This is a genomic window from Bacillus sp. ISL-7, from assembly GCF_018613065.1.
The window spans coordinates 1-22,898 of the sequence record NZ_JAGGQW010000027.1; the positions used below are offsets into that span (position 1 = coordinate 1).

Annotated in this window: 16 protein-coding genes and 10 tRNA genes; 19 read left to right on the forward strand and 7 right to left on the reverse strand. The window is 38.6% G+C overall.

Going from position 1 to position 22,898, the window contains the following annotated elements; all coding sequences use genetic code 11:
* Positions 1-33: 33 nt before the first annotated feature.
* From J7E66_RS08115 to dacB, 19 genes are all read left to right on the forward strand, one after another.
* Positions 34-109, forward strand: a tRNA-Val gene (locus J7E66_RS08115).
* A gap of 15 nt (positions 110-124) precedes the next feature.
* Positions 125-209 (forward strand) — tRNA-Leu (locus tag J7E66_RS08120).
* A gap of 34 nt (positions 210-243) precedes the next feature.
* A tRNA-Gly gene (locus J7E66_RS08125) sits at positions 244-318 on the forward strand.
* A 9-nt stretch (positions 319-327) separates the two neighbouring features.
* A tRNA-Leu gene (locus J7E66_RS08130) sits at positions 328-416 on the forward strand.
* Between the two features lie 56 nt (positions 417-472).
* Positions 473-549: transfer RNA gene (locus J7E66_RS08135), tRNA-Pro, on the forward strand.
* A gap of 21 nt (positions 550-570) precedes the next feature.
* Positions 571-643, forward strand: a tRNA-Ala gene (locus J7E66_RS08140).
* 21 nt (positions 644-664) lie between these two features.
* Positions 665-741 (forward strand) — tRNA-Met (locus J7E66_RS08145).
* A gap of 30 nt (positions 742-771) precedes the next feature.
* Positions 772-864: transfer RNA gene (locus J7E66_RS08150), tRNA-Ser, on the forward strand.
* Positions 865-885: 21 nt separating this feature from the next.
* Positions 886-970, forward strand: a tRNA-Tyr gene (locus J7E66_RS08155).
* A 5-nt stretch (positions 971-975) separates the two neighbouring features.
* A tRNA-Trp gene (locus J7E66_RS08160) sits at positions 976-1,046 on the forward strand.
* Between the two features lie 255 nt (positions 1,047-1,301).
* The gene (gene ccpN / locus J7E66_RS08165) at positions 1,302-1,943 is read left to right on the forward strand and encodes a transcriptional regulator CcpN (protein ID WP_214999222.1); all 642 of its coding nucleotides are present in this window, start codon (positions 1,302-1,304) and stop codon (positions 1,941-1,943) included.
* 17 nt (positions 1,944-1,960) lie between these two features.
* Complete coding sequence (locus tag J7E66_RS08170) at positions 1,961-2,776, forward strand: pyruvate, water dikinase regulatory protein (RefSeq protein WP_214999047.1); 816 nt, start codon at positions 1,961-1,963, stop codon at positions 2,774-2,776.
* Between the two features lie 2 nt (positions 2,777-2,778).
* Positions 2,779-5,448: a pyruvate, phosphate dikinase gene (gene ppdK, locus J7E66_RS08175; RefSeq protein ID WP_214999049.1), complete on the forward strand. Its 2,670-nt coding sequence runs from the start codon at positions 2,779-2,781 to the stop codon at positions 5,446-5,448.
* Between the two features lie 113 nt (positions 5,449-5,561).
* A complete protein-coding gene (locus tag J7E66_RS08180) occupies positions 5,562-5,753 on the forward strand; it encodes a YbxH family protein (RefSeq protein WP_168244672.1) in 192 nt (63 codons plus the stop codon).
* Between the two features lie 78 nt (positions 5,754-5,831).
* Positions 5,832-8,405, forward strand: coding sequence for a DEAD/DEAH box helicase (locus J7E66_RS08185; protein WP_214999051.1), 2,574 nt, complete (start codon positions 5,832-5,834; stop codon positions 8,403-8,405).
* 118 nt (positions 8,406-8,523) lie between these two features.
* A complete protein-coding gene (locus J7E66_RS08190; RefSeq protein ID WP_214999053.1) occupies positions 8,524-9,867 on the forward strand; it encodes a methyltransferase domain-containing protein in 1,344 nt (447 codons plus the stop codon).
* Positions 9,867-12,461 carry a polynucleotide kinase-phosphatase gene (locus J7E66_RS08195; protein ID WP_214999054.1) on the forward strand — a complete coding sequence of 865 codons (2,595 nt, stop codon included), beginning with the start codon at positions 9,867-9,869 and terminating at the stop codon, positions 12,459-12,461. The genes J7E66_RS08190 and J7E66_RS08195 overlap by 1 nt, the downstream gene beginning before the upstream one ends.
* Positions 12,462-12,560: 99 nt before the next feature.
* Entirely contained in the window at positions 12,561-13,835 is a 1,275-nt protein-coding gene (locus J7E66_RS08200) for a LysM peptidoglycan-binding domain-containing protein (RefSeq protein WP_214999056.1), read from the forward strand.
* Between the two features lie 244 nt (positions 13,836-14,079).
* Complete coding sequence (gene dacB / locus J7E66_RS08205) at positions 14,080-14,550, forward strand: D-alanyl-D-alanine carboxypeptidase/D-alanyl-D-alanine endopeptidase (protein WP_251032833.1); 471 nt, start codon at positions 14,080-14,082, stop codon at positions 14,548-14,550.
* A gap of 963 nt (positions 14,551-15,513) precedes the next feature.
* Here the strand turns inward: dacB and J7E66_RS08210 are convergent.
* The 7 genes from J7E66_RS08210 to J7E66_RS08240 form a co-directional block, all read right to left on the reverse strand.
* On the reverse strand, positions 15,514-16,209 hold the full coding sequence (locus tag J7E66_RS08210; protein ID WP_214999058.1) for a hypothetical protein: 696 nt from the start codon (positions 16,207-16,209) through the stop codon (positions 15,514-15,516).
* 73 nt (positions 16,210-16,282) lie between these two features.
* Complete coding sequence (locus J7E66_RS08215; RefSeq protein WP_214999060.1) at positions 16,283-16,468, reverse strand: hypothetical protein; 186 nt, start codon at positions 16,466-16,468, stop codon at positions 16,283-16,285.
* Positions 16,446-17,015 (reverse strand): hypothetical protein, encoded by a 570-nt coding sequence (locus tag J7E66_RS08220; RefSeq protein WP_214999062.1) that lies wholly within the window; start codon positions 17,013-17,015, stop codon positions 16,446-16,448. Before J7E66_RS08220 ends, J7E66_RS08215 begins: the two co-directional genes overlap by 23 nt.
* Positions 17,016-17,102: 87 nt before the next feature.
* A complete protein-coding gene (locus tag J7E66_RS08225; protein WP_214999064.1) occupies positions 17,103-18,080 on the reverse strand; it encodes a hypothetical protein in 978 nt (325 codons plus the stop codon).
* A gap of 11 nt (positions 18,081-18,091) precedes the next feature.
* Positions 18,092-21,031 carry a helix-turn-helix domain-containing protein gene (locus J7E66_RS08230; RefSeq protein WP_214999066.1) on the reverse strand — a complete coding sequence of 980 codons (2,940 nt, stop codon included), beginning with the start codon at positions 21,029-21,031 and terminating at the stop codon, positions 18,092-18,094.
* Between the two features lie 6 nt (positions 21,032-21,037).
* Positions 21,038-21,211: a hypothetical protein gene (locus J7E66_RS08235; protein ID WP_214999068.1), complete on the reverse strand. Its 174-nt coding sequence runs from the start codon at positions 21,209-21,211 to the stop codon at positions 21,038-21,040.
* Between the two features lie 22 nt (positions 21,212-21,233).
* Positions 21,234-22,484 (reverse strand): hypothetical protein, encoded by a 1,251-nt coding sequence (locus J7E66_RS08240; RefSeq protein ID WP_251032834.1) that lies wholly within the window; start codon positions 22,482-22,484, stop codon positions 21,234-21,236.
* Between the last annotated feature and the right edge of the window lie 414 nt (positions 22,485-22,898).

A 22,898-nucleotide genomic window follows, 5' to 3' on the forward strand; every position in this document is an offset into this window, starting at 1 on the left:
GAGAGTAGGACGTTGCCAGGCGGTATTATATATGGAGGATTAGCTCAGCTGGGAGAGCATCTGCCTTACAAGCAGAGGGTCGGCGGTTCGAGCCCGTCATCCTCCACCATTTTTCTTTTACTATGCGGGTGTGGCGGAATTGGCAGACGCACCAGACTTAGGATCTGGCGCCGCAAGGCGTGGGGGTTCGACTCCCTTCACCCGCACCATAGTTTTTTGCGTTAGAAAAAAACATCCATATATGCGGAAGTAGTTCAGTGGTAGAACATCACCTTGCCAAGGTGGGGGTCGCGGGTTCGAATCCCGTCTTCCGCTCCAATTGTTTTAGCCGGGGTGGCGGAACTGGCAGACGCACAGGACTTAAAATCCTGCGGTAGGTGACTACCGTACCGGTTCGATTCCGGTCCTCGGCACCATGCTTTATCGAAGGTAATTTAACACATCAAATATAGCGCCCAGTGCGTCATATTATCGGGAAGTAGCTCAGCTTGGTAGAGCACTTGGTTTGGGACCAAGGGGTCGCAGGTTCGAATCCTGTCTTCCCGACCATTCTTTATTGCAGAATATTTTGGGGTCTTAGCTCAGCTGGGAGAGCGCCTGCTTTGCACGCAGGAGGTCAGGGGTTCGATCCCCCTAGACTCCACCTTAATAATATAATTTTTTTGGCGGTGTAGCTCAGCTGGCTAGAGCGCTCGGTTCATACCCGAAAGGTCGGGGGTTCGACTCCCTTCGCCGCTACCAAAATACTATTATATGATTTTCTTTTTCCATGGAGGAATACCCAAGTTTGGCTGAAGGGATCGGTCTTGAAAACCGACAGGCGGGTAACACCGCGCGGGGGTTCGAATCCCTCTTCCTCCTCCAGTTTTATTATTTTTTATATGTGGAGGGGTAGCGAAGTGGCTAAACGCTGCGGACTGTAAATCCGCTCCCTCCGGGTTCGGCGGTTCGAATCCGTCCCCCTCCACCATGTTTAGGGGCATAGTTTAAAGGTAGAACTAAGGTCTCCAAAACCTTCAGTGTGGGTTCAATTCCTACTGCCCCTGTCAAAAAGGCAAAAAAAATTCCAAGTATATGCTTGGAATTTTTTTTGCCTTTTTTTATTTTGCCTCTTTCGTCGCATGCGGCGGGATTAACTTGTTTGGGCTCCTTATTAAAAAAATAGTTTAATATTTTGTAAAAAAATAAAACTTATTGTTTCGGTTTATAACATAATGTAATATACTATATACAAATAAGTATAACACATTTATAATGAATCTATTGAATATAACATATTTAATGTAGATAAGGGGGGGGTAATTATTAAATTATCTAAACGTCAGGATGAAATCCTCCAGATTGTTAAACAAAACGGGCCCATTACAGGAAAAGACATCGCAGAGAAGCTTTCATTAACAAGAGCTGCACTAAGACCCGATCTTGCCATTTTAACGATGTCAGGTAACTTAGATGCAAGGCCGCGAGTAGGTTATTTTTTTAATGAAAGCTTTGAAGCAAAGCAACAGGCTAAAAGGTTTATCCACCAAAAGGTAACGGATTATAAAGCCCATCCAATTGTCGTTGAGAAATCAACCTCCGTGTATGATGCGATCGTGCAGCTCTTTTTAGAGGATGTGGGCACACTTTATGCGGTTGATACAAAAGGACATCTAGCAGGGGTTGTTTCCCGTAAGGATTTGCTCAGAGCATCACTAGGAAATCAAAATCTAAATGAATTGCCTGTCAGTGTCATCATGACTAGAATGCCAAATATTATTACAATTAATCCTGAAGAGACCTTGCTCGAAGCAGCCAAAAAGATGATCCATAATCGCATTGATTCTTTACCAGTTGTTAAGGAAATAGAGGAGCAAAGAAGTACATATTTGCTGGTAGGAAGAATCACCAAAACCACCATAACGCGGGCATATTTAGAAATCATGGAAAACAATTCAAACTAAGGAGAGTGGCTGCCATTTTGGTACAGAAAGAAGTTGTCTATGTTGTATCTGACTCAGTAGGTGAAACAGCTGAGTTTGTAGTAAAGGCGGTGGCAACACAATTTAATGGCGGGCAGGTAGAAATTCGCCGTAATTCCTATGTGGATGATTTTGAAGATATTGAAGATATCATTTTACTAGCAAAAAAGGGACGGACGATTATTGCCTATACGATCGTTATTCCATCATTAAAAGAGTATTTAGATCGACGTGCAAAAGAAGAAAGCATTTTTGCTGTAGATTTACTAAGTCCATTGATGAATGCGTTTGAAATAAGCTTCAATAAACAGCCGCACCATCGACCTGGATTGATGAGAAAATTGGACGAAGAATACTTCCGGAAAATTGAAGCAATTGAATTTGCAGTTAAGTATGATGATGGGCGTGACCCAAGAGGGATCAAAAAGGCGGATATTGTTCTAGTCGGTATCTCACGTACATCTAAGACCCCTTTGTCTATGTACTTAGCACATAAACGATTTAAAGTGGCCAATGTTCCTTTGGTTCCAGAGGTGCCACCGCCAGATGAATTATTCGAAATACCCCGTAAGAATTGTATTGGATTAATAATATCACCAGATAAATTAAACGAAATTCGCAAGGAACGTCTAAAGGCTTTAGGGTTAGCCTCACAGGCTAACTATGCAAGCTTTGGGCGAATTCTTGAGGAACTTGATCATGCTGAAAAAGTAATGAAGCGATTAGGCTGTCCTGTTATTGATGTATCAAATAAAGCTGTTGAAGAAACAGCTGGCTTAATTTTAGACGTGTTAAAAAAAGAGAGGAGCTACTAATAATGGAAAAATTCGTTTATTTATTTCATGAAGGAAATGGCAATATGAAGGGGTTACTTGGGGGAAAAGGGGCAAACCTAGCGGAAATGACGCGTATTGGTCTTCCGGTTCCGTATGGTTTTACAATCACTACACAGGCTTGCAATGCATTCTATGAAGCTAGCAAAACCATTCCAACCTTTGTTGAAGTCCAGACTTTAGAGGCTCTAACCCGTCTTGAAGAAAAAATGGGCAAAAAGCTTGGCGACCCAAAAAATCCTTTGCTCGTTTCCGTACGTTCTGGTTCTGTTTTCTCCATGCCTGGCATGATGGATACCATCTTGAATCTTGGAATGAATGATGAAACCGTTATCGGAGTAGCAGAATTAACCAATAATCCACGGTTTGCTTATGATTCCTACCGTCGTTTCATACAGATGTTTAGTAATGTTGTACTAGATATCGATACCTACTACTTTGAACAATTATTAGAAGAAATACGCGAGGAAAAAGGCTATTCCTCTGACCCAGAAATGAGTGCTGATGATTGGAAAGAAGTGATTATTGGCTATAAAGGTATAGTCAAAAAGCATAAACGAAAGGATTTCCCGCAAGATCCAAAAGAGCAGCTATTCCTTGCGATTCATGCAGTCTTTAACTCTTGGAATAATCAGCGTGCGATAGTCTACCGTCGCCTTAACAAAATTGCTGACCATTTAGGAACAGCTGTAAATATTCAAAGTATGGTGTTTGGCAACATGGGGAATGATTCAGGCACAGGCGTAGCATTCACAAGAAATCCATCGACTGGTGAGCATGTCCTTTACGGTGAATACTTAATCAATGCCCAAGGGGAAGATGTAGTGGCAGGGATTCGTACTCCACAGCCAATCGCTACTTTAAAAGATGAAATGCCAGGAGTATATAAGCAATTCACTGATACTTGCAAGCGCTTGGAACAGCATTACGAAGAAATGCAAGATATCGAATTTACGGTTGAAGGTGGTAAGCTATTTATCCTGCAAACCCGTAATGGAAAAAGAACAGCGCAGGCAGCGATTCGAATCGCCGTGGAAATGTTCGAAGAAGGAATCATTGATAAAAAGACGGCCTTGCTACGTGTTGACCCGGAACAATTAGATCAACTGCTGCATCGCAGGATTGACGACAAATTTGAGAAAAGAGTTTTAGCTAAAGGCTTGCCAGCATCACCAGGTGCTGCGACAGGTCAAGTCGTTTTTGATGCCGATGAAGCAGAGCAATTAAATAATGATGGAAAAAAAGTAATTCTTGTTCGTCCTGAAACCACTCCAGATGATATCCATGGTATCGTTGCATCGCAAGCAATACTGACAAGCCGAGGCGGCATGACAAGCCACGCTGCAGTTGTCGCGCGTGGTATGGGGAAAGCGTGTATTTGCGGATGTGAAGCATTAAAGATAGATCTGAAAGCTAAACAATTTACAATTGGTGAGACAGTTATTAATTATGGAGATATCATAACGATTGATGGCTCTACGGGTGAAATTATGCTTGGGGAGATTCCAATGATTGACCCAGAACTTTCGGATGAGTTTCAAATGTTGCTTGCATGGGCAGACCAAGAGCGTAAATTAGGGGTCCGTGCCAATGCAGATAACCCAGAAGATGCAAAAAAGGCATTTGAATTTGGTGCAGGCGGAATTGGCTTATGTCGTACTGAACATATGTTTATGGATTTAAAACGGATTCCAACCGTGCAAAAAATGATTCTTGCTGAAACTTATAATGAGAGAATGGAAGCTTTGAACCTGTTATTGCCCATGCAGCAAGGGGACTTTGAAGGAATCTTCGAAGTTATGCAAGGATTACCTGTCACTATCCGTTTACTAGATCCACCCTTACATGAATTCTTACCGGATAAAGAGGAACTGTTAGTGGAAGTAACGAAGCTTCAGATTTTAGATCCACAATCACCAGAATTGAAGAAAAAAGAGCAATTGCTGAAAAAGGTCCGCCAATTAGATGAGTTTAACCCTATGCTTGGTCACCGTGGCTGCCGCCTTGGGATGATTTACCCGGAAATTTATGAAATGCAAGCAAAAGCCATTTTCTATGCAGCCGCTAAGCTCGCTGATAAAGGCATCGAAGTACAACCAGAAATCATGATTCCTTTGGTCGGTCATGTGAATGAATTAAAGGATATGCGTAAATTGGTGATCGATGCGGCATTACTTGTCCAGGAGGAAACTGGAAAAAGATTCAAGTACACGATTGGAACCATGATTGAAATTCCGCGTGCTGCTTTAACTGCAGATAAAATTGCCGAGGAAGCTGATTTCTTTTCGTTTGGGACCAATGATTTAACACAAACAACATTTGGTTACAGCCGTGATGATGCGGAAGGCAAGTTCCTGCAAGCTTACATTGAAAATAAAGTGCTTCCGGATAATCCGTTTGCTGTCCTTGATCAAGAAGGCGTAGGTAAGCTTGTTGAAACAGGGGTGAAGCTTGGCCGTGGAACAAAACCGTCCTTAAAAACAGGTATTTGCGGCGAGCATGGCGGAGAAAAGAGCTCGATTGAATTCTGCTACAAAACCGGCCTAGATTATGTCAGTTGTTCACCATACCGGGTACCACTAGCACGTTTGGCTGCAGCACAAGCAACCATTCGACATGAACAAAATAAACAAGAAGTTTTTACAACAGCATAAAGGAAGAACAAGGGATGTTGCAGCATGCACCATCCCTTTTTTATTGTGATGTAATTGGATAGACGCCCATTTTATGCAAATACTATAAAAAATTATTTTAAAGGGGACTTACAATGGGGGCTATTGAACGCAGCGGTTATCGATTTGTACCAGAATTTAGTGTCATTCAACAAAATGGGGCCATTCATGTATATAATCAGGATAACTTCATCGAGGAAATTAAATTCCACTTTTCAGGGAAGTTTCCTGAACTGGATCAAATCGAAGACCTGGTTGATCAATATTGCAGCCAGCATCAACTTTAAAACCGAATGCTTGTTCGGTTTTTTATTTTGTGATAGAATGGATATAATAAACCATTTTATAGAAATGGAGGGAAATCCATGAATAAATTAACCACTATATACCCTCAAGCGATAGAACATACAAAATTGAAAGTGTATGAAGATATTAACCATTATTTCGAAACGATGGAAACACTGCCAACCATTGAACAATACCTAACTGACAGAAGCCATTATGTTGAGCAAATTTGGACCAATGTTTGGCTGAATAAGTCGACCAATGATGTTCCAAGGAATGAAAAAAAGCAATATTTAACTGATAAAGGCTTCGAGGTACAGGGAATAGACAAAAAACTAATTAACAAGTTATTTAGGGATGAAATGCGAACCTATCATGTCTTTGATACGATGGGGTGGGTTCATGAAACATTTTTAGGTAAAGAACAAGAGTGGGAGAAACAGTATCAGGCGGCGAAGGTTAATTTTATAAAACGAGAAGAACAAAAACAGCTTGAAGAACAGAAGCAATTGATTAGAAGTGAGATTGAAGATGCCGCTGTTGGAATCTTGGAAGAACAATATGAGCTGTTTTATTTATATGTTCGTTACTTCGTTGCCATACAACTAGTTGCTGACCTACAAAATAATGTAAAGTTTCAATCGGTTGATACCTTTGCATTAGAAGAAAAATTAGTGGATGAAGGCCATTTTAACCCCTCAGTCTATACAACTGTTGCCACCTTTTTTGAAGAACTGACAGGGGATATCCATAAAACTTTGAATTGGGGCAGGAGTTTTTATGAATATCAAACCTATTTTTTCGTTTATGAAAGCTTAATTGCTGACTATTTGTCTGAGCTTATTCCGGAAAAAATATTAGAGCAGCTTTCTGAAAAGGTTAAGGATGATTTTCATAAAACCTTTCTTGAGAAACTATCGGCATCCTTCGTTAAGGGCAGCATTGCTCAGGTTCTTTATGATGTCGAGGGTTATTTTATTGAGGATATCCAAGCTGAATACCTATCAGACTTAATACGTTTGTCAGAAATACCTTTTGATGCAAAGGTTCATAAAGAAATTTTTGAAAAAGACTTCCAATCGCGCGAGCAAAAACAAAAAGAAGCGCAAGAAGAACTCGAGCGGAAAAAAGCAGAAGAAGAGCGGATGATGAAGGAAATCTTTGCAACGGAATACGACCCTTCGTTACAACGTCAGGTCCGTTATGTCTTGCACATTGGCGAAACCAATACAGGGAAAACCCATCATGCGCTAGAAAGAATGAAAGATGCTTATAGCGGGTTATATTTAGCGCCGCTTCGATTATTAGCACTTGAGGTATTTGATAAATTAAACGCTGAGGGGACGCCGTGTTCCTTAAAAACTGGGGAGGAGGAAAAAATCACCCCAGGTGCAAATCATACTTCCTGCACCGTGGAAATGTTTCACGAAAAAGAGTTTTATGAAATAATCGTCATTGATGAAGCACAAATGATTACCGATAAAGACCGTGGTTTTTCCTGGTATAAGGCAATCACGAAAGCTAATGCAGAGGAAGTCCATATCATAGGCAGCAGGAATTCAAAAACCATGCTGCTCCAGCTTTTAGGTAATTCCATTATCGAAGTTCATGAATACAGTCGTGATACTCCTCTTGAGGTTGAAACGAAGGAGTTTCATATTAAACACATTAAAAAAGGCGATGCGCTGATTTGTTTTTCACGAAGGCGAGTTCTTGAAACCGCCTCACGACTGCAAAATGACGGACATACTGTCAGCATGATCTACGGCAGCATGCCGCCAGAAACAAGAAAAAAGCAAATTCAGCAATTCAACACTGGAAAAACAAAAGTCATCGTTGCTACAGATGCGATTGGAATGGGCTTAAATCTGCCAATTCGACGGATTGTTTTTTTAGAAAATGATAAGTTTGATGGAACTAGACGACGACTGCTGACATCACAAGAAGTGAAGCAAATTGCTGGACGTGCGGGTCGAAAAGGTATTTACAATATTGGCAAAGTGGCCTTTACTAGTGATATCAGAAAAATGAGAAACTTGCTTTTGCAGGAGGATGAGCCTGTTCATACCTTTGCAATTGCACCAACCAATTCAGTTTTTGAACGCTTTCAACGCTATTATCACGACTTAGGTACATTTTTTGAATTATGGGGGAAATTTGAAAGTCCAAACGGAACGAAAAAAGCTTCCCTTGCCGAGGAAAAGTCGTTGTATCAAATGGTAGCAGGTACTGAAATTGAAGCACGTTTATCCTTAATGGACCTTTATGGATTTTTACATCTGCCTTTTTCAAAAAATGAACCAGTATTAACGAAGCAATGGGAAGAAAAAATGTATGCCATTATCCATGGGAGAGAACTCCCAGAACCGATTGTAAAGGAACGAAGCTTGGAGGAATTAGAACTCAGTTACAAAGCAATTGGACTTCATTTGTTATTTTTATATCGACTAGGAGAGCGAACGACAGCAATCTATTGGGAGCGGCTAAGAGAAGAGGTCAGCGATAAAGTGCAGGACCGCTTAAAGACGGATATAAATAAATTCGTTAAAAAATGCAAAACCTGTGGAAAGAAGCTACCATGGGATCATTCTTTTCCTACTTGTGAGGCCTGTTATGCAGCGAAGACTAGAAGATATCGATATGATGAATATTAAGAATAACCCGGTGTTCTAAACTTAGGAACCCGGGTTATTCTTCAATTAAAATCAAATTAATGTAAATATGTTAAAATAAAACTCTGATAATTCGTTCCATGAAAGTGAAGTGAAAAAGATGCAACTATCATTAACAGTAAGAGGCCCTGGTGTTGAAGCGGTTTCTTACCTTATAGCTAAAAATCCGAATAATCTATATGAGCGTGGAGAGAAAGGGTTGACTGTCCGTCTGGTCTACCCGACTTTTTCAAGCGAGGAAGTACAGTTTTTAATCTATGTTAAAACGGATCCAATTGAACTAGTGAAAAACTCACCTGATTCTTTTGATATTACCCATTACATAAATGACCGCGAGTTTGCGGCAAGCAGTATTTTTGTTTCCTCGATTCGTAAAGCGCTGGGAACTGCACTGAATGGGAAACCAGCAGAGGAATATGCTTCATGGGTCGAGCATTCCTTTGAAATGGAATTAACCTTTGGACCGATTGCTACTGATTTAAGCATTAGGGAACTTGAAGCGTTATTTGCTCCAATGGGTTACACCATCAAGATGGAATACGGGGAAAGTTTTATTCGCGAAAAAAGCTCTGCCCGATTTATTACCCTGTTAGGGAAACAAACGCTCCAGAATGCACTTAAACATATTTCGATTTTAATTCCCGTTATTGATAACTATAAGCATTATTTTATTGACGAAAGAGAATTGGAAAAGTTGGACCGCTACGGGGAAGGATGGTTAGAGGAACATCCACAAAAGGCGCTGATTTTAAAACGTTCGTTACGGTTTCAAAAGGTGATTTCTCAGTCAAGATTCTATGAAAAAGAGACGAAAATCAATGAGAAGCATGAACCTCCGAGAATCCGTTTAAATGACCTTCGTTACGAAGCGATTATTAAAAATATTGAGGCCCTGCAAAAAAAAGCCACCATTGTTGACTTTGGTGCTGGTGAAGGGAAGTTATCTGTTCAGCTGGGATTTATTAAAGGGGTGCAAGAGATACTTTCTGTTGAACCATCGAATAAAGCTCGGTTAAAGGCATTGGAACGATTCGACTATGCAAAGGCGAAACGTGGATTTGTAGAACCCAAGTCCTTGGCAGGATCGTTATTTTATTATGATGAACGGTTGAGTAACAAGGATGTCATGGTTTTATGTGAAGTGATTGAACATATTGATGAATACCGGTTAACAAGGGTATTCGAGACGATTTTTAAAGACTATCGACCAGAAGTGTTGATCGTGACCACGCCTAACCAAGAATACAATGTTGTCTATGATATGAATGAGGAAATGAGACACCACGATCATCGCTTTGAATGGACAAGGGCACAGCTTCACCAAAAGATGGAAGCTTTGACAAAAATCTATCCATACCAAGTAAGTTATAAAGGCATTGGTGAAGAAAATCAACTATACGGGCATCCTACTCAAATGGTTATTTTCAGAAGGGAGGAGGGATGATGGCGAAAATTAATTTGCCTCATGCGGGTATCGTCTTACTTGTAGGCCCGTCCAATTCGGGTAAAACGACTTTAATAAATCAATTAATGCAAGAACAACAGATTTATGCATCGGAAGTAGTAAGTTCCGATCAGTTCCGTGTTTTAGTTAGCGATGTTGAATTTATTGATTGGAATCGGCGACCTAAATATGAAGCAGATGCTCTTTTTAATGAATACCAAAAAATTTCAAAAGAAGCTTTTGAAGCGATGGATTATATCATTGCCAAACGTTGCCGCCTCAATAAATTAACATTTATCGATGCTACTCATTTACGTGATTACGAACGTGAAAAATACCTGCAAATGGCTAAGAGGTATCATGTTCCGGCCATTGCAATCGTGCTGAATTTGGCAGAAACTGAATTACTCAGACGTGACTTAGAGAGGGATTTCCCAAGAGGTAAAAACCGTATCAAGCAGCAATACCAACATTTCAAGAAGACGCTGCGCTCCATTAAAAAGGAGGGCTTTCGGCGATGCTACATATTCGGTGATGAAGAATTGCAAGTCTTAAATGTGAACCGACTTGGTAATCCATTACTAATTGATGTTGGCAATGGCATTGATTTTATTGGGGATATTCACGGTTGCTTTGAAGAGTTTAGCGAAATCCTGTCAAAGCTTGGTTATATAGAAAATGAAGAGGGTTATTTTATCCATCCAGAAGGGCGGAAAATCCTTTCCCTTGGGGATGTGATGAGTAGGGGACCTCGTTCGATCGAGACGCTGCAATTTTTTCAAAAGCATGTAGCAGCAGGACTTGCCTATATGATTGACAGTAATCATGGTTGGAAAATCGCCCGCTGGCTTGACGGTAAGAATGTTACGCTTGCTCATGGTGATGAAAATGTAAAGGCTGAATTTGATGAGTATGAAGGTAAATTTGGTAAGGATGAGGCCGATCGTTTAAAGGAACAAATAAGAGACATGCTGTTAGAGGCTAAATCACATTACATTATCCAGAAAAATGGAGTCAACGTCGCTGTTGCAGTCCATGCAGGAATCAAAGACCATTATATCGGCAAACAATCGCCGCGCATTTCCGATTTCTGTCGGTACGGAGACTCGGATGGCCTTGACGAAAACGGCAAACCCGTCCGAAAAGATTGGTCAATTGCTCATCAGTCCAGTGAACTTATTCTCTGGGGGCATGATCCTAGGACGCAGCCATTATTGGTTAATAACACCCTCAATATTGACCAAGGAGTCGTTTTTGGTGGCAACCTAACAGCATATTGTTTTCCGGAAAGGAAATTTGTTTCTGTCAAAGCGAAAGCCGATTATGCAAATGTGCCGGACAATCCATTAAAGGTATTGGAAAGTAAAAGGCTGGCACCGCCCAATATCGCAAAATTTTTAGAAGGATATTCGGTATTAACGGAACTATATGGAGAGATTGCAATTTATGCGGATAGTACGAAATCAGCACTGGATGACCTTTCCCATTACACATTGCCGATTGAGGAGATTGTCTATCTTCCGCCTACGATGAGCCCGACACCGAAACCATCGAGTTTAGCAGGATACTTAGAGCATCCGATTGAAGCATTTGAATACTATCAGGCGAATGGTGTTGACTCGATGGTTGTCGAGAAAAAGCATATGGGCAGCCGCGGCATTTTGTTTCTTTTTAAAAATAAAGAAACCGCTAAAGAGTATATTGGCAGGGAAACATTAGGATTGATATACACGCGGACTGGCCGGGCCTTTTTCAAAAAAGAACTGGAAGAACAAATATTACAAGTATTAAATATTGACTTGAGTGGTTATTTTGAAAAATACAACACTGATTTTGTCCTGATGGACGCTGAGATCCTTCCGTGGAATCTAAAAGCAAAAGAATTAATTATGAATCAATATGCTCATGTTGGTGAGATGGCATTGCTTGATCGCAGTAAATTAAAGGAACAGCTGGAGAAAGCGGCCGAAAACGGCAGGGATGTATTAGGATGGCTCGAAGAAACGGCTGAGAAGATTCAAAATGCCCAGGTGTTTAACGAAGTGTATCAAAAGTATTGCTGGGAAACGGAAGGTTTAGCAGGCATTCAAATTGCCCCTTTTCATACACTTGCCCACAGTAATGAAACCTTTTTCGATAAACCGCACACGTGGCATATGGAGAAAAACAAAGAATTCAGCGTCCTATCAGATTTGTTCGTGGAAACGGAATATCGAATAGTTAACGATGAAGACTCCATGAAATCGGCCATCGAATGGTGGGAAGAAATGACGGAGGATGGACATGTAGGCTTTGTTGTAAAACCCGAGTCTTATGTGGCACGTCATAAAGGCAAACTTATACAGCCTGCCATTAAAGTAAGAGGCCTAAAGTATCTTCATATTATCTACGGCATCGACTATTTACAACCAGAAAATCTTTCCCGTCTTAAGCGGCGAAATGCAGGTAAGAAACAACGAAATGCCCTAAAAGAATTTGCTTTAGGTGTAGAAGCGGTAAATCGTTTTGTTAGAAGAGAGTCATTGGAGCGCTACCATGAATGTGTGTTAGGTGTTCTGTCGCTTGAATCGGATCCGATTGACCCGCGACTATAGGAATAGGGAAACGTACTTGTTAGCCGGCAAGTTCGTTTTTCTATGTGTAATAATTTATCATCATTCGCCCATATGATAGTAATGAAGGAGTGTGAGAAAATGGCTGTTCATGTTGTAATCTCAGGTGAAAATTTGTGGGCGATATCCACTAGGTATGGGGTTTCAATTCAAACGATTGTAGAGCTAAATGGGTTACCTTCAGCAAGTTCCATCGTCCCGGGTCTTGCACTTTATCTTCCGGATATCTTGCCTCCACTCCGCTACTATCAAATTAAAGCAGGCGATCACATCTGGCAGCTGGCTCAACAATTTAGGGTCAATCCTTCGGTTATTCTCGCTGCAAATCCAGGGATTAATCCCAACCTACTCGTAATTGGCCAAATCATAAATGTTCCCACTCCAATAAGATTATCTCTCGTAACACTAGGGTTTTTAGTGCCATCATCTGAGAGTGCAAACCTTGCCACAATTAATAGTTTAGCTAACCGATTAACCTATTTAGCGATTGTCGCTTATTCGTTCACAGAGGAAGGCTATGCGTTTAATGTGAGCGAGGATGCAGCCCTGGTTGCGAGAAGTAATCAATTGAAGATCATCCCATTATTGATGGTCCGAAATCTTGCCGGAAATGATTTCAGCGCGGAGTTGGCAGGGCGTGTCCTGGAAAATCCAGCCTATCGGGGAAATTTGGTAGCGAGCTTGGTCAACTTAACCAGGCAAAGAGGGTTCGGTGGCGTCAGTATCGATTTTGAATTTATTCCACCGGCAAGACGAAATGATTTCAATTTATTTTTAACAGAATTAAAGCGCAGCTTAGACGGGCTTATTTTACAAGTAAATGTTCACGCCAAAACAGCTGATATTCCAACGAATCGAATCATTGGTGCTTATGATTATGCGTCGATTGGCAATGTGGCTGATATCGTGGCGGTGATGACCATGGATTATGGCTACCCGGGGGGGCCACCCGATCCGATTGCCCCGATTCCGTGGCTGGAGCAAGTGATTCAATACTCGGTGACACAAATTAATTCTCGTAAACTGCAAATCGCCGTGGCGTTATATGGGTATGACAAGGTTGTTGGTACGAATGCAACCCAAGCCTTTTCGGTACTTGCTGCTCAAAATAAAGCGATATCACTGCCTGAGAACATCGAGTTTGATATCACGGCTAGGGCACCTTGGTTTCGCTACTGGCAGGGTAGTGAGGAGCATGTGGTATGGTTTGAAGATATTAGGAGTTTTATAGAAAAGTATAGGTTAATTGATAGGTATCAATTAGCTGGGACGACTTTTTGGCAAATTAGCTTGCCGGCACCCCAAAATTGGGCTTATCTTAGTAAAAATATCCATGTGGTGAAGAGAATCGTATAAAATTACACTTTATTCTTGACAGTGTTGCGGGTGAATTTTGTCTTTGTGCTATTTTGAAGGGGTTTTGTGCCATTTTGGGATAGTTTTGTGTCATTTTCACCAGTTTTTGTGCCATTTTCCATGGGTTTTGTTCATTTAGACAAAAATTGGAAATTTTGCGGTTGTCCAATAAAAAAACCATCGATGATATTATTTGTTATTTTCGGACAAACTCTTAGAAAAAAGGAAAGGCTGGAACCAAAGCTTGATTAACAGACTTAAATATTACACCCTCATCTTCATTACGGTGCTCGCAGCATTCGTTCCTTCTATAAAAGCATCCGCCATGGAAAATATGGCTCAGCAGATAAATCACCTAATAAATAACGAACCTGAGTTAAAAGGAGCAATTGCCGGCATAAGCATTCGTACCGCTGAGGACGGAAAAATCATCTATGCCTCCCAAGGCGACGTCCGCTTAAGACCTGCTTCCAATATGAAACTATTAACAGCTGCAGCCGCCCTTACTATCCTCGGAGAAGACCACACCTTCACGACGGAGATCCATACGGATGGCTTAGTGAAAAAGAAAGTACTCCATGGGAATCTGTATTTAAAGGGGAAGGGTGACCCAACCCTATTGATATCTGATTTTGATAAAATGGCTGAGGACATTCAAAAGCGAGGCATCAAAAAGATAAAAGGGAATCTTGTTGGAGACGGTATAGTATCTTAATAATTACGCTATGTACACAAATTATTTTAGGGCTCCATGCGTTGACACTATTGGGTTCACACCCAAAATATGTACCTGTACTTAAATAAAGCATGTACTTAAATCCTAATATAAAAATTCATAGTGTACATAAATCATAGAAATTTTATAAATCGTCACCCAGATGTTTGAAAATGAAAACATAATAAATTTTTTTAATATAACTTTTTGAAATCGAACAATTAATTAAATAGAACATCTAGAAAACCTTTAAATCGACTTTAGAAAGGATAGGTGAACTGTAGAGGAACTTCTAACTTAATGTAGTCCACTAGTTTGATAAATTTTAAGTGGGAATGGTCATGACAGTTCTTCAGACTGAGACAGAAGGTAAGTCTTACCTTTACAAGCAAACTCAACTCATTAACGAAGATGGCGTTAAACAATCAAGCATTAATTGGGGTATCTTTTAATCGTTTCTTTCGAAAGAACATGCTTATGCATGCGGAAAATAATTAATAATTTTCATGAACTGTATTCAATTTAGTAACTAATTACAGAATGTGCTAAAAACACACCGTTGTTAAAGAGCAAGAAAGGCTAATAAGGTATACAAAAAGGCCGAGCAATTGTCGGTCTTTCTTCTTCTGCTTATAAATCTACATTAACAGGACTATATAGAAATAAAGTAATGAAAAGAGGTAAAATTAGTTATGCTCTGCACCATGCGATGGAGATAACCCTGCGATAGAAAATATATTGCTTGGACATGCTTAAAGGGGATAGACGGACTAGCCTTAAATTTTTCTTCATAAAAAAGATACTAGGTCGAATTATAAATCTGCTGTGACCATAGTGATTGGTGAGAACCTTAGATAATAAGAGGGAATTGGGACAGTAGGAACACTTTGTACGAAAAAATAGCTTGGTGTTTTGACGCATACACCAAGCTATCATTTTAACTAAAACTTTAACAGAAATATTCTATTCTTCATCAATGAGATTGGAATAACGTTTGAATTTCTTCAGATTTTTTTTTGAATCTTCATTCAGTTTAGCATCCAGTTCAACATCAGGTTCTTCTGCTATTTCAAAGTGCGTATTTAAATTTGTTAAATCCAAATCTTCTTTTTTGTTTTCGAACTTGAGCAAGTTGTCTTTGATATTTAAGGACCTTCTTTTTTCTTCAAAGGTACTTGAAACCACAGCTTGCTTGTACAACCTTTCATGATTTCGGGCATTTTCTTTTTCCGCTGCCAATTCCTTTTTTAAACTTTCTATGGTTTGCTCCAGCTCATTTTCTTTATCTGAGCCTTCTTTAAGCTTTTCATAATCAGTGTATAAGTCAAAAAACATCATTTCAAACTCATGTAGCTTTTCCATCAATAAGTTTTTATCCTTATATATTTCAAACATTTCATCGATAGAAGGGAAGTACACTGGATCACGGTCATGGAGCTCAACTTTTCTGCCGATTGGTTTATTAATTGATTCAATATATTCCCCAATCCTTCGTTTAAAGGTATTTCTGCTGATCCTCGTATGTTTTTCCAACAAAAGGTAAGTGACTTTCGCACCTTTTAATTTTTTGTGTTTCACATCAAAAGCAATTTGCATCAATTCTTGGTCTGTATATTGCCGTGGTGCCCCTCGGTTTGCTTTTTCCTGTAACTGTTCCATAATTTTAGTTCTCCCTTTTAAGGTTAACTATTCGTCGTACAATTTTAAGCTTATTTTTTTAAATCATAAGAGTTCAACTTCTCAATAAAATCAGAGAACCTTCGACGATATACGCTTTTGCTGATTCCAGTGTGTTTTTCCAGCAAGAGGTAGGTGAGTTTAGCCCTCTAAGTTCGTATTTCAAATGAAAAGCTTTTTCCTTTAACTCATTGTCTGAATATCGTACAGGTCTTCCTTTAATTGATTTTGCTTGTTCCATTTTCGTAATACCCCCTTAATATTTTTAGATCCACCATAAGCTTTTGATCCATATATTGCTGGAGTTTTTTTGATGCCCATTTAATTTCATTTTCGCTATACTTGTTCTTTTCTTTAGAAATCGTCCCATACAAGGAATTTAAATAATCGATTTGTTCATCCATTTTTCGTTTCGTTTCGTTCGAAAAATCTTCAAGCCATACTAAACCTTCTTGTTCTTCGTTAACCGAAGGTAAAAAGGCATAAAATCCACAGGGGCGGCAGTCCTCTCCACAATTTGTTGGGAAACCTTCAACATCTTCACAGAAACCATAATCAACTCTCCGCAAATTAGATGTGTCCAAATATTTATATTTTTGGCCTCTATCATAAGCCTCCCTTCGTAAGCCTAACAAACCTCCAGGCAAGATTTTATTTATACTAATTTCATATGGCCGAGTATTGGCCAAATGATAAGCAAATGAGTCAGATAGCTCAGGGATATGGCTATAATAATGTGATGGCTGGTCAATCCTTGAATGTCCTGCCATTCTGGCAATGGATAACATATTAAACCCTTGGAAAAACATATTCATTATGGCAAAGTGCCGAGTGTCGCCAGGTTTAATTCTTGTGATTTCACGTTGTTCGTACTTTTAATTTACAATCTCGATAAAAAAGGATTTAAGTAAATCATCAAATTGATGATTTGAAATTCTTTCATAATCATTTTTTGCTCTTGGATGAGTAAGTTTATATAGTTCTTGTGGGAATAAGAATGCACTCTCAATCCCCAGTATTTCCAACTGAAAAATATATTCCCTGAAGAAACGATATATTTTTTCATCAATTTGAAGGGGCTGTTCCCAAAATTCCTGTTCTGGACCTCTACTTTTTAATTTTGTGCGAGGGATAGTAATCCAAAAAGTCCCATCACTTTTTGGATCCAAGCAATCCATACGTATTCTTAAAAATTCATTAGGCCGCATGGCAATGATATTGGTTAAATACCACCACAGTTCCACAGGATAGTACTTTAACTTTAAAAATTCATCACTGTTCATTTGGGAATAGTGATTCATTACATCTTCAAAAATAAAAACATCACGGAAAGGGGGGAGGTCCCTAACGGTGTACTCTTTCTTATTAAATAAAGATACCTTCTCCAAAAAAGCTTCCTTTTGAGGAAAAGAGTAAAAATCGACGAATTTTTGGAACGCAGACATAACATCATAGAAGATAGCTTTTCTACTAATCTCATCCAAGTGTGATTCAAAAATTTCAATGTCAGTAAAACCTTTTGTTATCCAAGCTAATTCCTTAACAAGATACTGGTTTCTTTTGGTATGCTGAGGGGACAGGCCTGAGTGCCTTGCCATAACTACAAAGCACTTTAATGAGTTATTGATTTCTGGATATAATCCTACATCAAATACTACAGTTTGTAGTTCTTCGCTTGTTTTATTTGTTAATTTCCATGTATTCGAATCGAAGGAATCCGCAATTATGTAACTGCCATCCTTTAATTCCTGGAATTTTTCCTGAAATGAATCCACATTTAATGATTGATAAGTTACTTTTTCAACAAAAGATAGCTTGATAGAACCGATTTCAATTGATTTCCTATTTTCCATTAGCAGCATCCCTACCGTTCTATTAATGCATGATGGCTTTGTTGGTTTAGCATAATCTCAATTTCCTCGCTGGTAAGATATTGTTCCCCGACACTATCCAATAACTCTATCACTTCACTCTCCAAAATAAATGCATTTAATTTTTCTTTACCTAGAAACTGTTTGGCTTCTGATAAAATAAATAATAAATTGTCAATAAACATAGATTCCCTTATCCTAATGGCATCGTACATATGGGAATCCCGAAGCTTTTTAACTCTTGACCGTAATTGGTTAGCAGCTTCAATTAAAACCATTTGTTGCGGAATAAAGTTAAAGCAACCAAAACAAGATTTTCTCTGTTTAAATTCGCAAGCGGGGTAGGTTAAACATTGACCTTCTCTCTCCTTGGATGGCATTTCACCTCTAAATATTTTATAAAGAAGGTAAAGCAAATCATTTTTTGGCATTTTGATGAGTTTCATGATGGTTGACTCGTACATTATTCTGGAATGATCAAGTAGAAAGCCACTCCATTTTTCGATTTCTAAAGGAGTTTTTGATTCTCGAATTTTTCTGATTAACTCCGTCCGCTTTTCCAAATTATGATTTTTGGAATCATCTTGAGTTGCCAATTTCACAATAGAATTGTAGAGCCACCCAAAATGGCCACGTCGAAAGAGTGTTAATGATACTCTATTAATGGAACCATCTCTGTTTTTTGATTCAACATAAATGGCCGTTGTTTCGCTTTTTTTATGTGAGCGAGACTTTTTAACCATCTCAAGTGCTTGGTCAGAATCTTCTCCATCTTCCTCAAGGATATGATGAAAAAGGTATAAGGCGGTGCTACGGTTCATGACTAAGCTTTTAAAATTCATTAAAGACGTTTCTTTACCAAAAAATTTAAGGTGATCATCAGAACCTGTTGTATCAATGGCTTGCCCCCTATATCCTAAAAGAAAAGAACCGAGTAACAGGGATTTATGTTTTTGCTTTCCCTTGTATTTGCGTCTGTGAATTTCAGAAATCACTAGAGCAGTCGCAAAACAAACATCTAAGGTTGGGTCGACGTAAAAACGTAGTTCTGCTTTATTTTTACTTGCAACAGAACCCTCCAGTTTTAAATACATGTCATTTATTACTGTTTGGACCTGTGTAGTTGAAAGGGTACTCGATTTAAAAAAGTTAAATGAAGTCACATTAATTGAATCGATGTCAACTTCAGGCATTTCCCAAATAATATCATTACCTCTCCAAATGTTAGTCAAAAGCATAATGACATAAACCCACATATTGGCGTATTTTTGGTCCTCGACCGCATTTAAGGTGTGTGTATCTACTTTTTGGACGTTTCGGTAATAGGCATCATAAATTTCTGGGGTATAGATTTCTTTCTCTACTTCTTTCCTCTCTTTATTTCCTTCATCCACAACAAGGACTTTAGATTTTACAATTCCTTTTTTTGCTAAAACATATTTGTTGAAATAGACGAAATTCTTTCTTATGGTTTGACTGGCATTGTCGTCATTTACAATTGATAACAATTTTATTTCATCAAAATCGAAAACCTCAATACCATTACACTTTGTTAACAAGTAGTTATATAAACGTTTTGAATCAAGATATATATCCTTTAAGGTACCAGCTCGGCCACCTGAGTCAGTAATTTTTTTTGATGACCAATTTTTAAATAGGTTATGTGTTTCAACTGGTATAGTACTTTTTAAACTTTCAAAGTACTCATCAAGCTCAGCAAGAGCCGTCTGTTTCGTGTACTCTGCCACCATCTGACTATATTTTTGTAGATACTTTTGTGCTTCATCAAGAGGAATATAATATCTTTTATTAATCTCGATTGCCTTTATTTCTCCGTTTTTAATCCTGTGAATAATATAATGGTCTTGTTGGTCAATTTGAGCAGCGAGCTCACGGGGAATTAAATACTCAGGGCTCTCATTATCAACCTTATAGGTTTGGATTGAACTCCTGGGAATCATCCAATTGTTTTTATATTTCAACGCACCTATAAGCCTTCCGTCATTACATAAGTCTCGAATATACGTGGAAGAATAATTCAACAATTTAGCCGCTTCAATAACATCATAAAAATCACTCGTGATGCTATCCTCGTCAAGGTGAAGGCTGTTTTCCCTAATGTAATTCTCCAAATTTTCATATTGACCCTTAGTTAAAAAATAGCTCGAATTAAACTGCTTTACCTCAATTCTTTTTTGCTTCCTTAAATAACGTATTAATGTAGGAAGCTGGTCCAAATCGAGGGGTAATCCTTTGTTTTTCAACTCTTCCCAAACTTCCGAGACACTTAAATAATCCTTTAACTCATCTAATTTTTTCTTCACAACTTCGTAATCAGATTGAGAATAAAAGGATGCTGTTTGGGCTCGAACTTTGATGATTTCTTTTGCCTTTCTTAACTTGTCAATAAATAAGGTGAATTCATCGATATTCATTCGAGTAAGATTTTCCTCTTTTGCCTTCCGCCACATATCAGCTGCACTTAGTAAGTCTTGGGATGAAGAAATCACCAAAGTTCTGTTAAACAGCATTCCTTCAATTATATTTATGGAGGATGGGTCATAAATAAATATATTTCCAATCTTTGTATACTTGATTGTTCCATGATCCCTAAGAGCTTTTAGTTTGTTACGGAAATTGTGAATTACAATATCCAATAATTGTTTAGAAGAAAAATGTTCAAACAGTTCTTCTGCGGTATAACCGTTATCAAAAGTGGTATAGACCTTCCTTATTTCATTTATGATGATTTGTAATTCCTGTTCATCATAAAGGTAAGCAATTTTTCTTCGTTTGCCTTTTATAAATCCTGCGTCACGAAGTTTTTTGAGGAAGATATAGAGGGTATTAATAATATTAAAAATATTGACACCCTTTTCTTTTAAAATTTGCCAAATCTCTTCGGCTATAAATGTTTTTGATGGCTCTTCCAAATGGACCTACTCCTTCGTATCAAGCGGAACAATTAACTTATTTGATTTGAAGCTAGCAAGGAGGGAAGAATAAGCATCCGATGATGAAACCGAGCGATCGCCACGTAAAATGGTTGGTTCCTTACCATGTGGTTGTTTTACGACGTGTTCCTTTAAATCTCTTTTTTGTTCTTTCTCCATATAAATCTACTCCTTTAATAATTTATTTTTTACGTTCGATCAATCGAGGGATGTACTCCTCATGCATGGACCTAAATTTTTCATTCATCTTATCCCTAAAGCGGGTGGTTCCAACCAAATAATCCAACGATGAAAACAAGCTTTTATCGCCCCTTAAAAAGGCAAGATCATAAGGATTATCCACTTCCTCAGCTAAAAGATTTGTAAAAGTACCCCGTCCGATGTGAGCGTTCCAATTTCTACTTTCTAAGGCATTGGCCACAAGTTTATCTTGTGCTGTTGAATAATCCGAATGTTTTAATACATCAAGGAATACTCTTTTAACTTTTTTAAAATATTGATAGAAGCTCGCAGATGTCATGGCCTTTCCATTAGCATTTACAAATAAAGCCCCAGAACCATCAGTTGGTTTATACAATTCGCAATGTTCACGGAACAGAATATGACCCCAATCATGAATTTGGAAAATGACTTGGCTTCTCGGCTTTTTTACATAACCTCCGCCCGATGAATTTTGTAAATCCGTACGAAAATTTTGGTCCTTAAGATCCACCATGAACGAACCATCTTTTACTTTTCTTGCGAGCTGAGCCCTTTTGACATTTAAGGCTTCTGATGGCCTAAGTCCGCCAAACATAAGCATATAAATGCCAAATGCAATGGGTTTTGCCTCTAAGATAGCAATTTCTAAAAAGAGAGGGATGTACCGCAGCGGGATTAAGTGTTCTCGGTTGACTTTTCTTTGTCTAGGGTAGTACACATTTTCAAAAGGCGATTCAAAGTAAGATCCCCATGGTCCCTCTTTTTTAACAAATTGCTCAGGTGATAGACCCTCGATGATGTCCTTTTTGGCCAAGTATAGATAGAAGAGTTTGAGAGTTCGTTCATATGACCTTACAGTCCCAGGAGCGATATTTTTGTCTACAAAACTATTTAAAAACATCACCCCAATATCAAGAGTTAAGTCCGAAAAACTCTTTACTTTTAAACGTCTTCGATTCAATATCACCCAATTCAAAAACACAACAATGTTCTCAACATGTTTTTTTTGTGTGTTAGGTTTTCTATACCACCAATAAGAAACGATAAAATCTGAAATTTTGTGTATGATTGCCATATTCGTTTCTAAGTCCTTTAGCCCAATCACAAAAAACTGTTTTTGTTCCTTTTTTCCATTAATAACAGCCCAATCAATGTAAACGGAAACTTTTACGAATTCTACGTTTTCGTTGGGATCCATTAATTCAATAATGTTATCTGTAACTTCGTCCATTGCCTCACTCCATTTATCAATTGTTTGTAAGATAAAAATGAAGCTCCCAATGCTAAAGGGCAATTCCTAAATTATGTATTCGTGATGTTTTTTAGTGAGTATGTGCTTTTTTCATGTTGTTTTTTAGCCCTTTTCTAAAACCTTCCCACTTAAAAAGATTTGAAGTAGGGAGGGGGAAACTATATATCTTTTTGGCTGAAGTGTTAACCCAGTTTTGCAGCATATCCAGTGCTTTAAATTTTGTTTTCCATGTTTTGAACCTCCTAAAATATGTGATGTTTTAAAGTTTATCACGAGTCGACTATAAATAGGCAAACATATGTTCTTTTTTCTTCATTATAAACGACAAAGTGTTTAAAAATCAATGCTAATTGCTTTAAAATCAAAAAACAATGAGGGGGTGGAGGAACAACA

What these genes read in the sequence shown, in the direction of transcription:
- ppdK (WP_214999049.1), top strand. Translation starts at nt 2,779, where the DNA reads ATGGAAAAATTCGTTTATTTATTTCATGAAGGAAATGGCAATATGAAG.
- J7E66_RS08180 (WP_168244672.1), top strand. Translation starts at nt 5,562, where the DNA reads ATGGGGGCTATTGAACGCAGCGGTTATCGATTTGTACCAGAATTTAGT.
- J7E66_RS08185 (WP_214999051.1), top strand. Translation starts at nt 5,832, where the DNA reads ATGAATAAATTAACCACTATATACCCTCAAGCGATAGAACATACAAAA.
- J7E66_RS08190 (WP_214999053.1), top strand. Translation starts at nt 8,524, where the DNA reads ATGCAACTATCATTAACAGTAAGAGGCCCTGGTGTTGAAGCGGTTTCT.
- J7E66_RS08195 (WP_214999054.1), top strand. Translation starts at nt 9,867, where the DNA reads ATGGCGAAAATTAATTTGCCTCATGCGGGTATCGTCTTACTTGTAGGC.
- J7E66_RS08200 (WP_214999056.1), top strand. Translation starts at nt 12,561, where the DNA reads ATGGCTGTTCATGTTGTAATCTCAGGTGAAAATTTGTGGGCGATATCC.
- J7E66_RS08210 (WP_214999058.1), bottom strand. Translation starts at nt 16,209, where the DNA reads ATGGAACAGTTACAGGAAAAAGCAAACCGAGGGGCACCACGGCAATAT.
- J7E66_RS08215 (WP_214999060.1), bottom strand. Translation starts at nt 16,468, where the DNA reads ATGGAACAAGCAAAATCAATTAAAGGAAGACCTGTACGATATTCAGAC.
- J7E66_RS08220 (WP_214999062.1), bottom strand. Translation starts at nt 17,015, where the DNA reads ATGTTATCCATTGCCAGAATGGCAGGACATTCAAGGATTGACCAGCCA.
- J7E66_RS08225 (WP_214999064.1), bottom strand. Translation starts at nt 18,080, where the DNA reads ATGGAAAATAGGAAATCAATTGAAATCGGTTCTATCAAGCTATCTTTT.
- J7E66_RS08235 (WP_214999068.1), bottom strand. Translation starts at nt 21,211, where the DNA reads ATGGAGAAAGAACAAAAAAGAGATTTAAAGGAACACGTCGTAAAACAA.
- J7E66_RS08240 (WP_251032834.1), bottom strand. Translation starts at nt 22,484, where the DNA reads ATGGACGAAGTTACAGATAACATTATTGAATTAATGGATCCCAACGAA.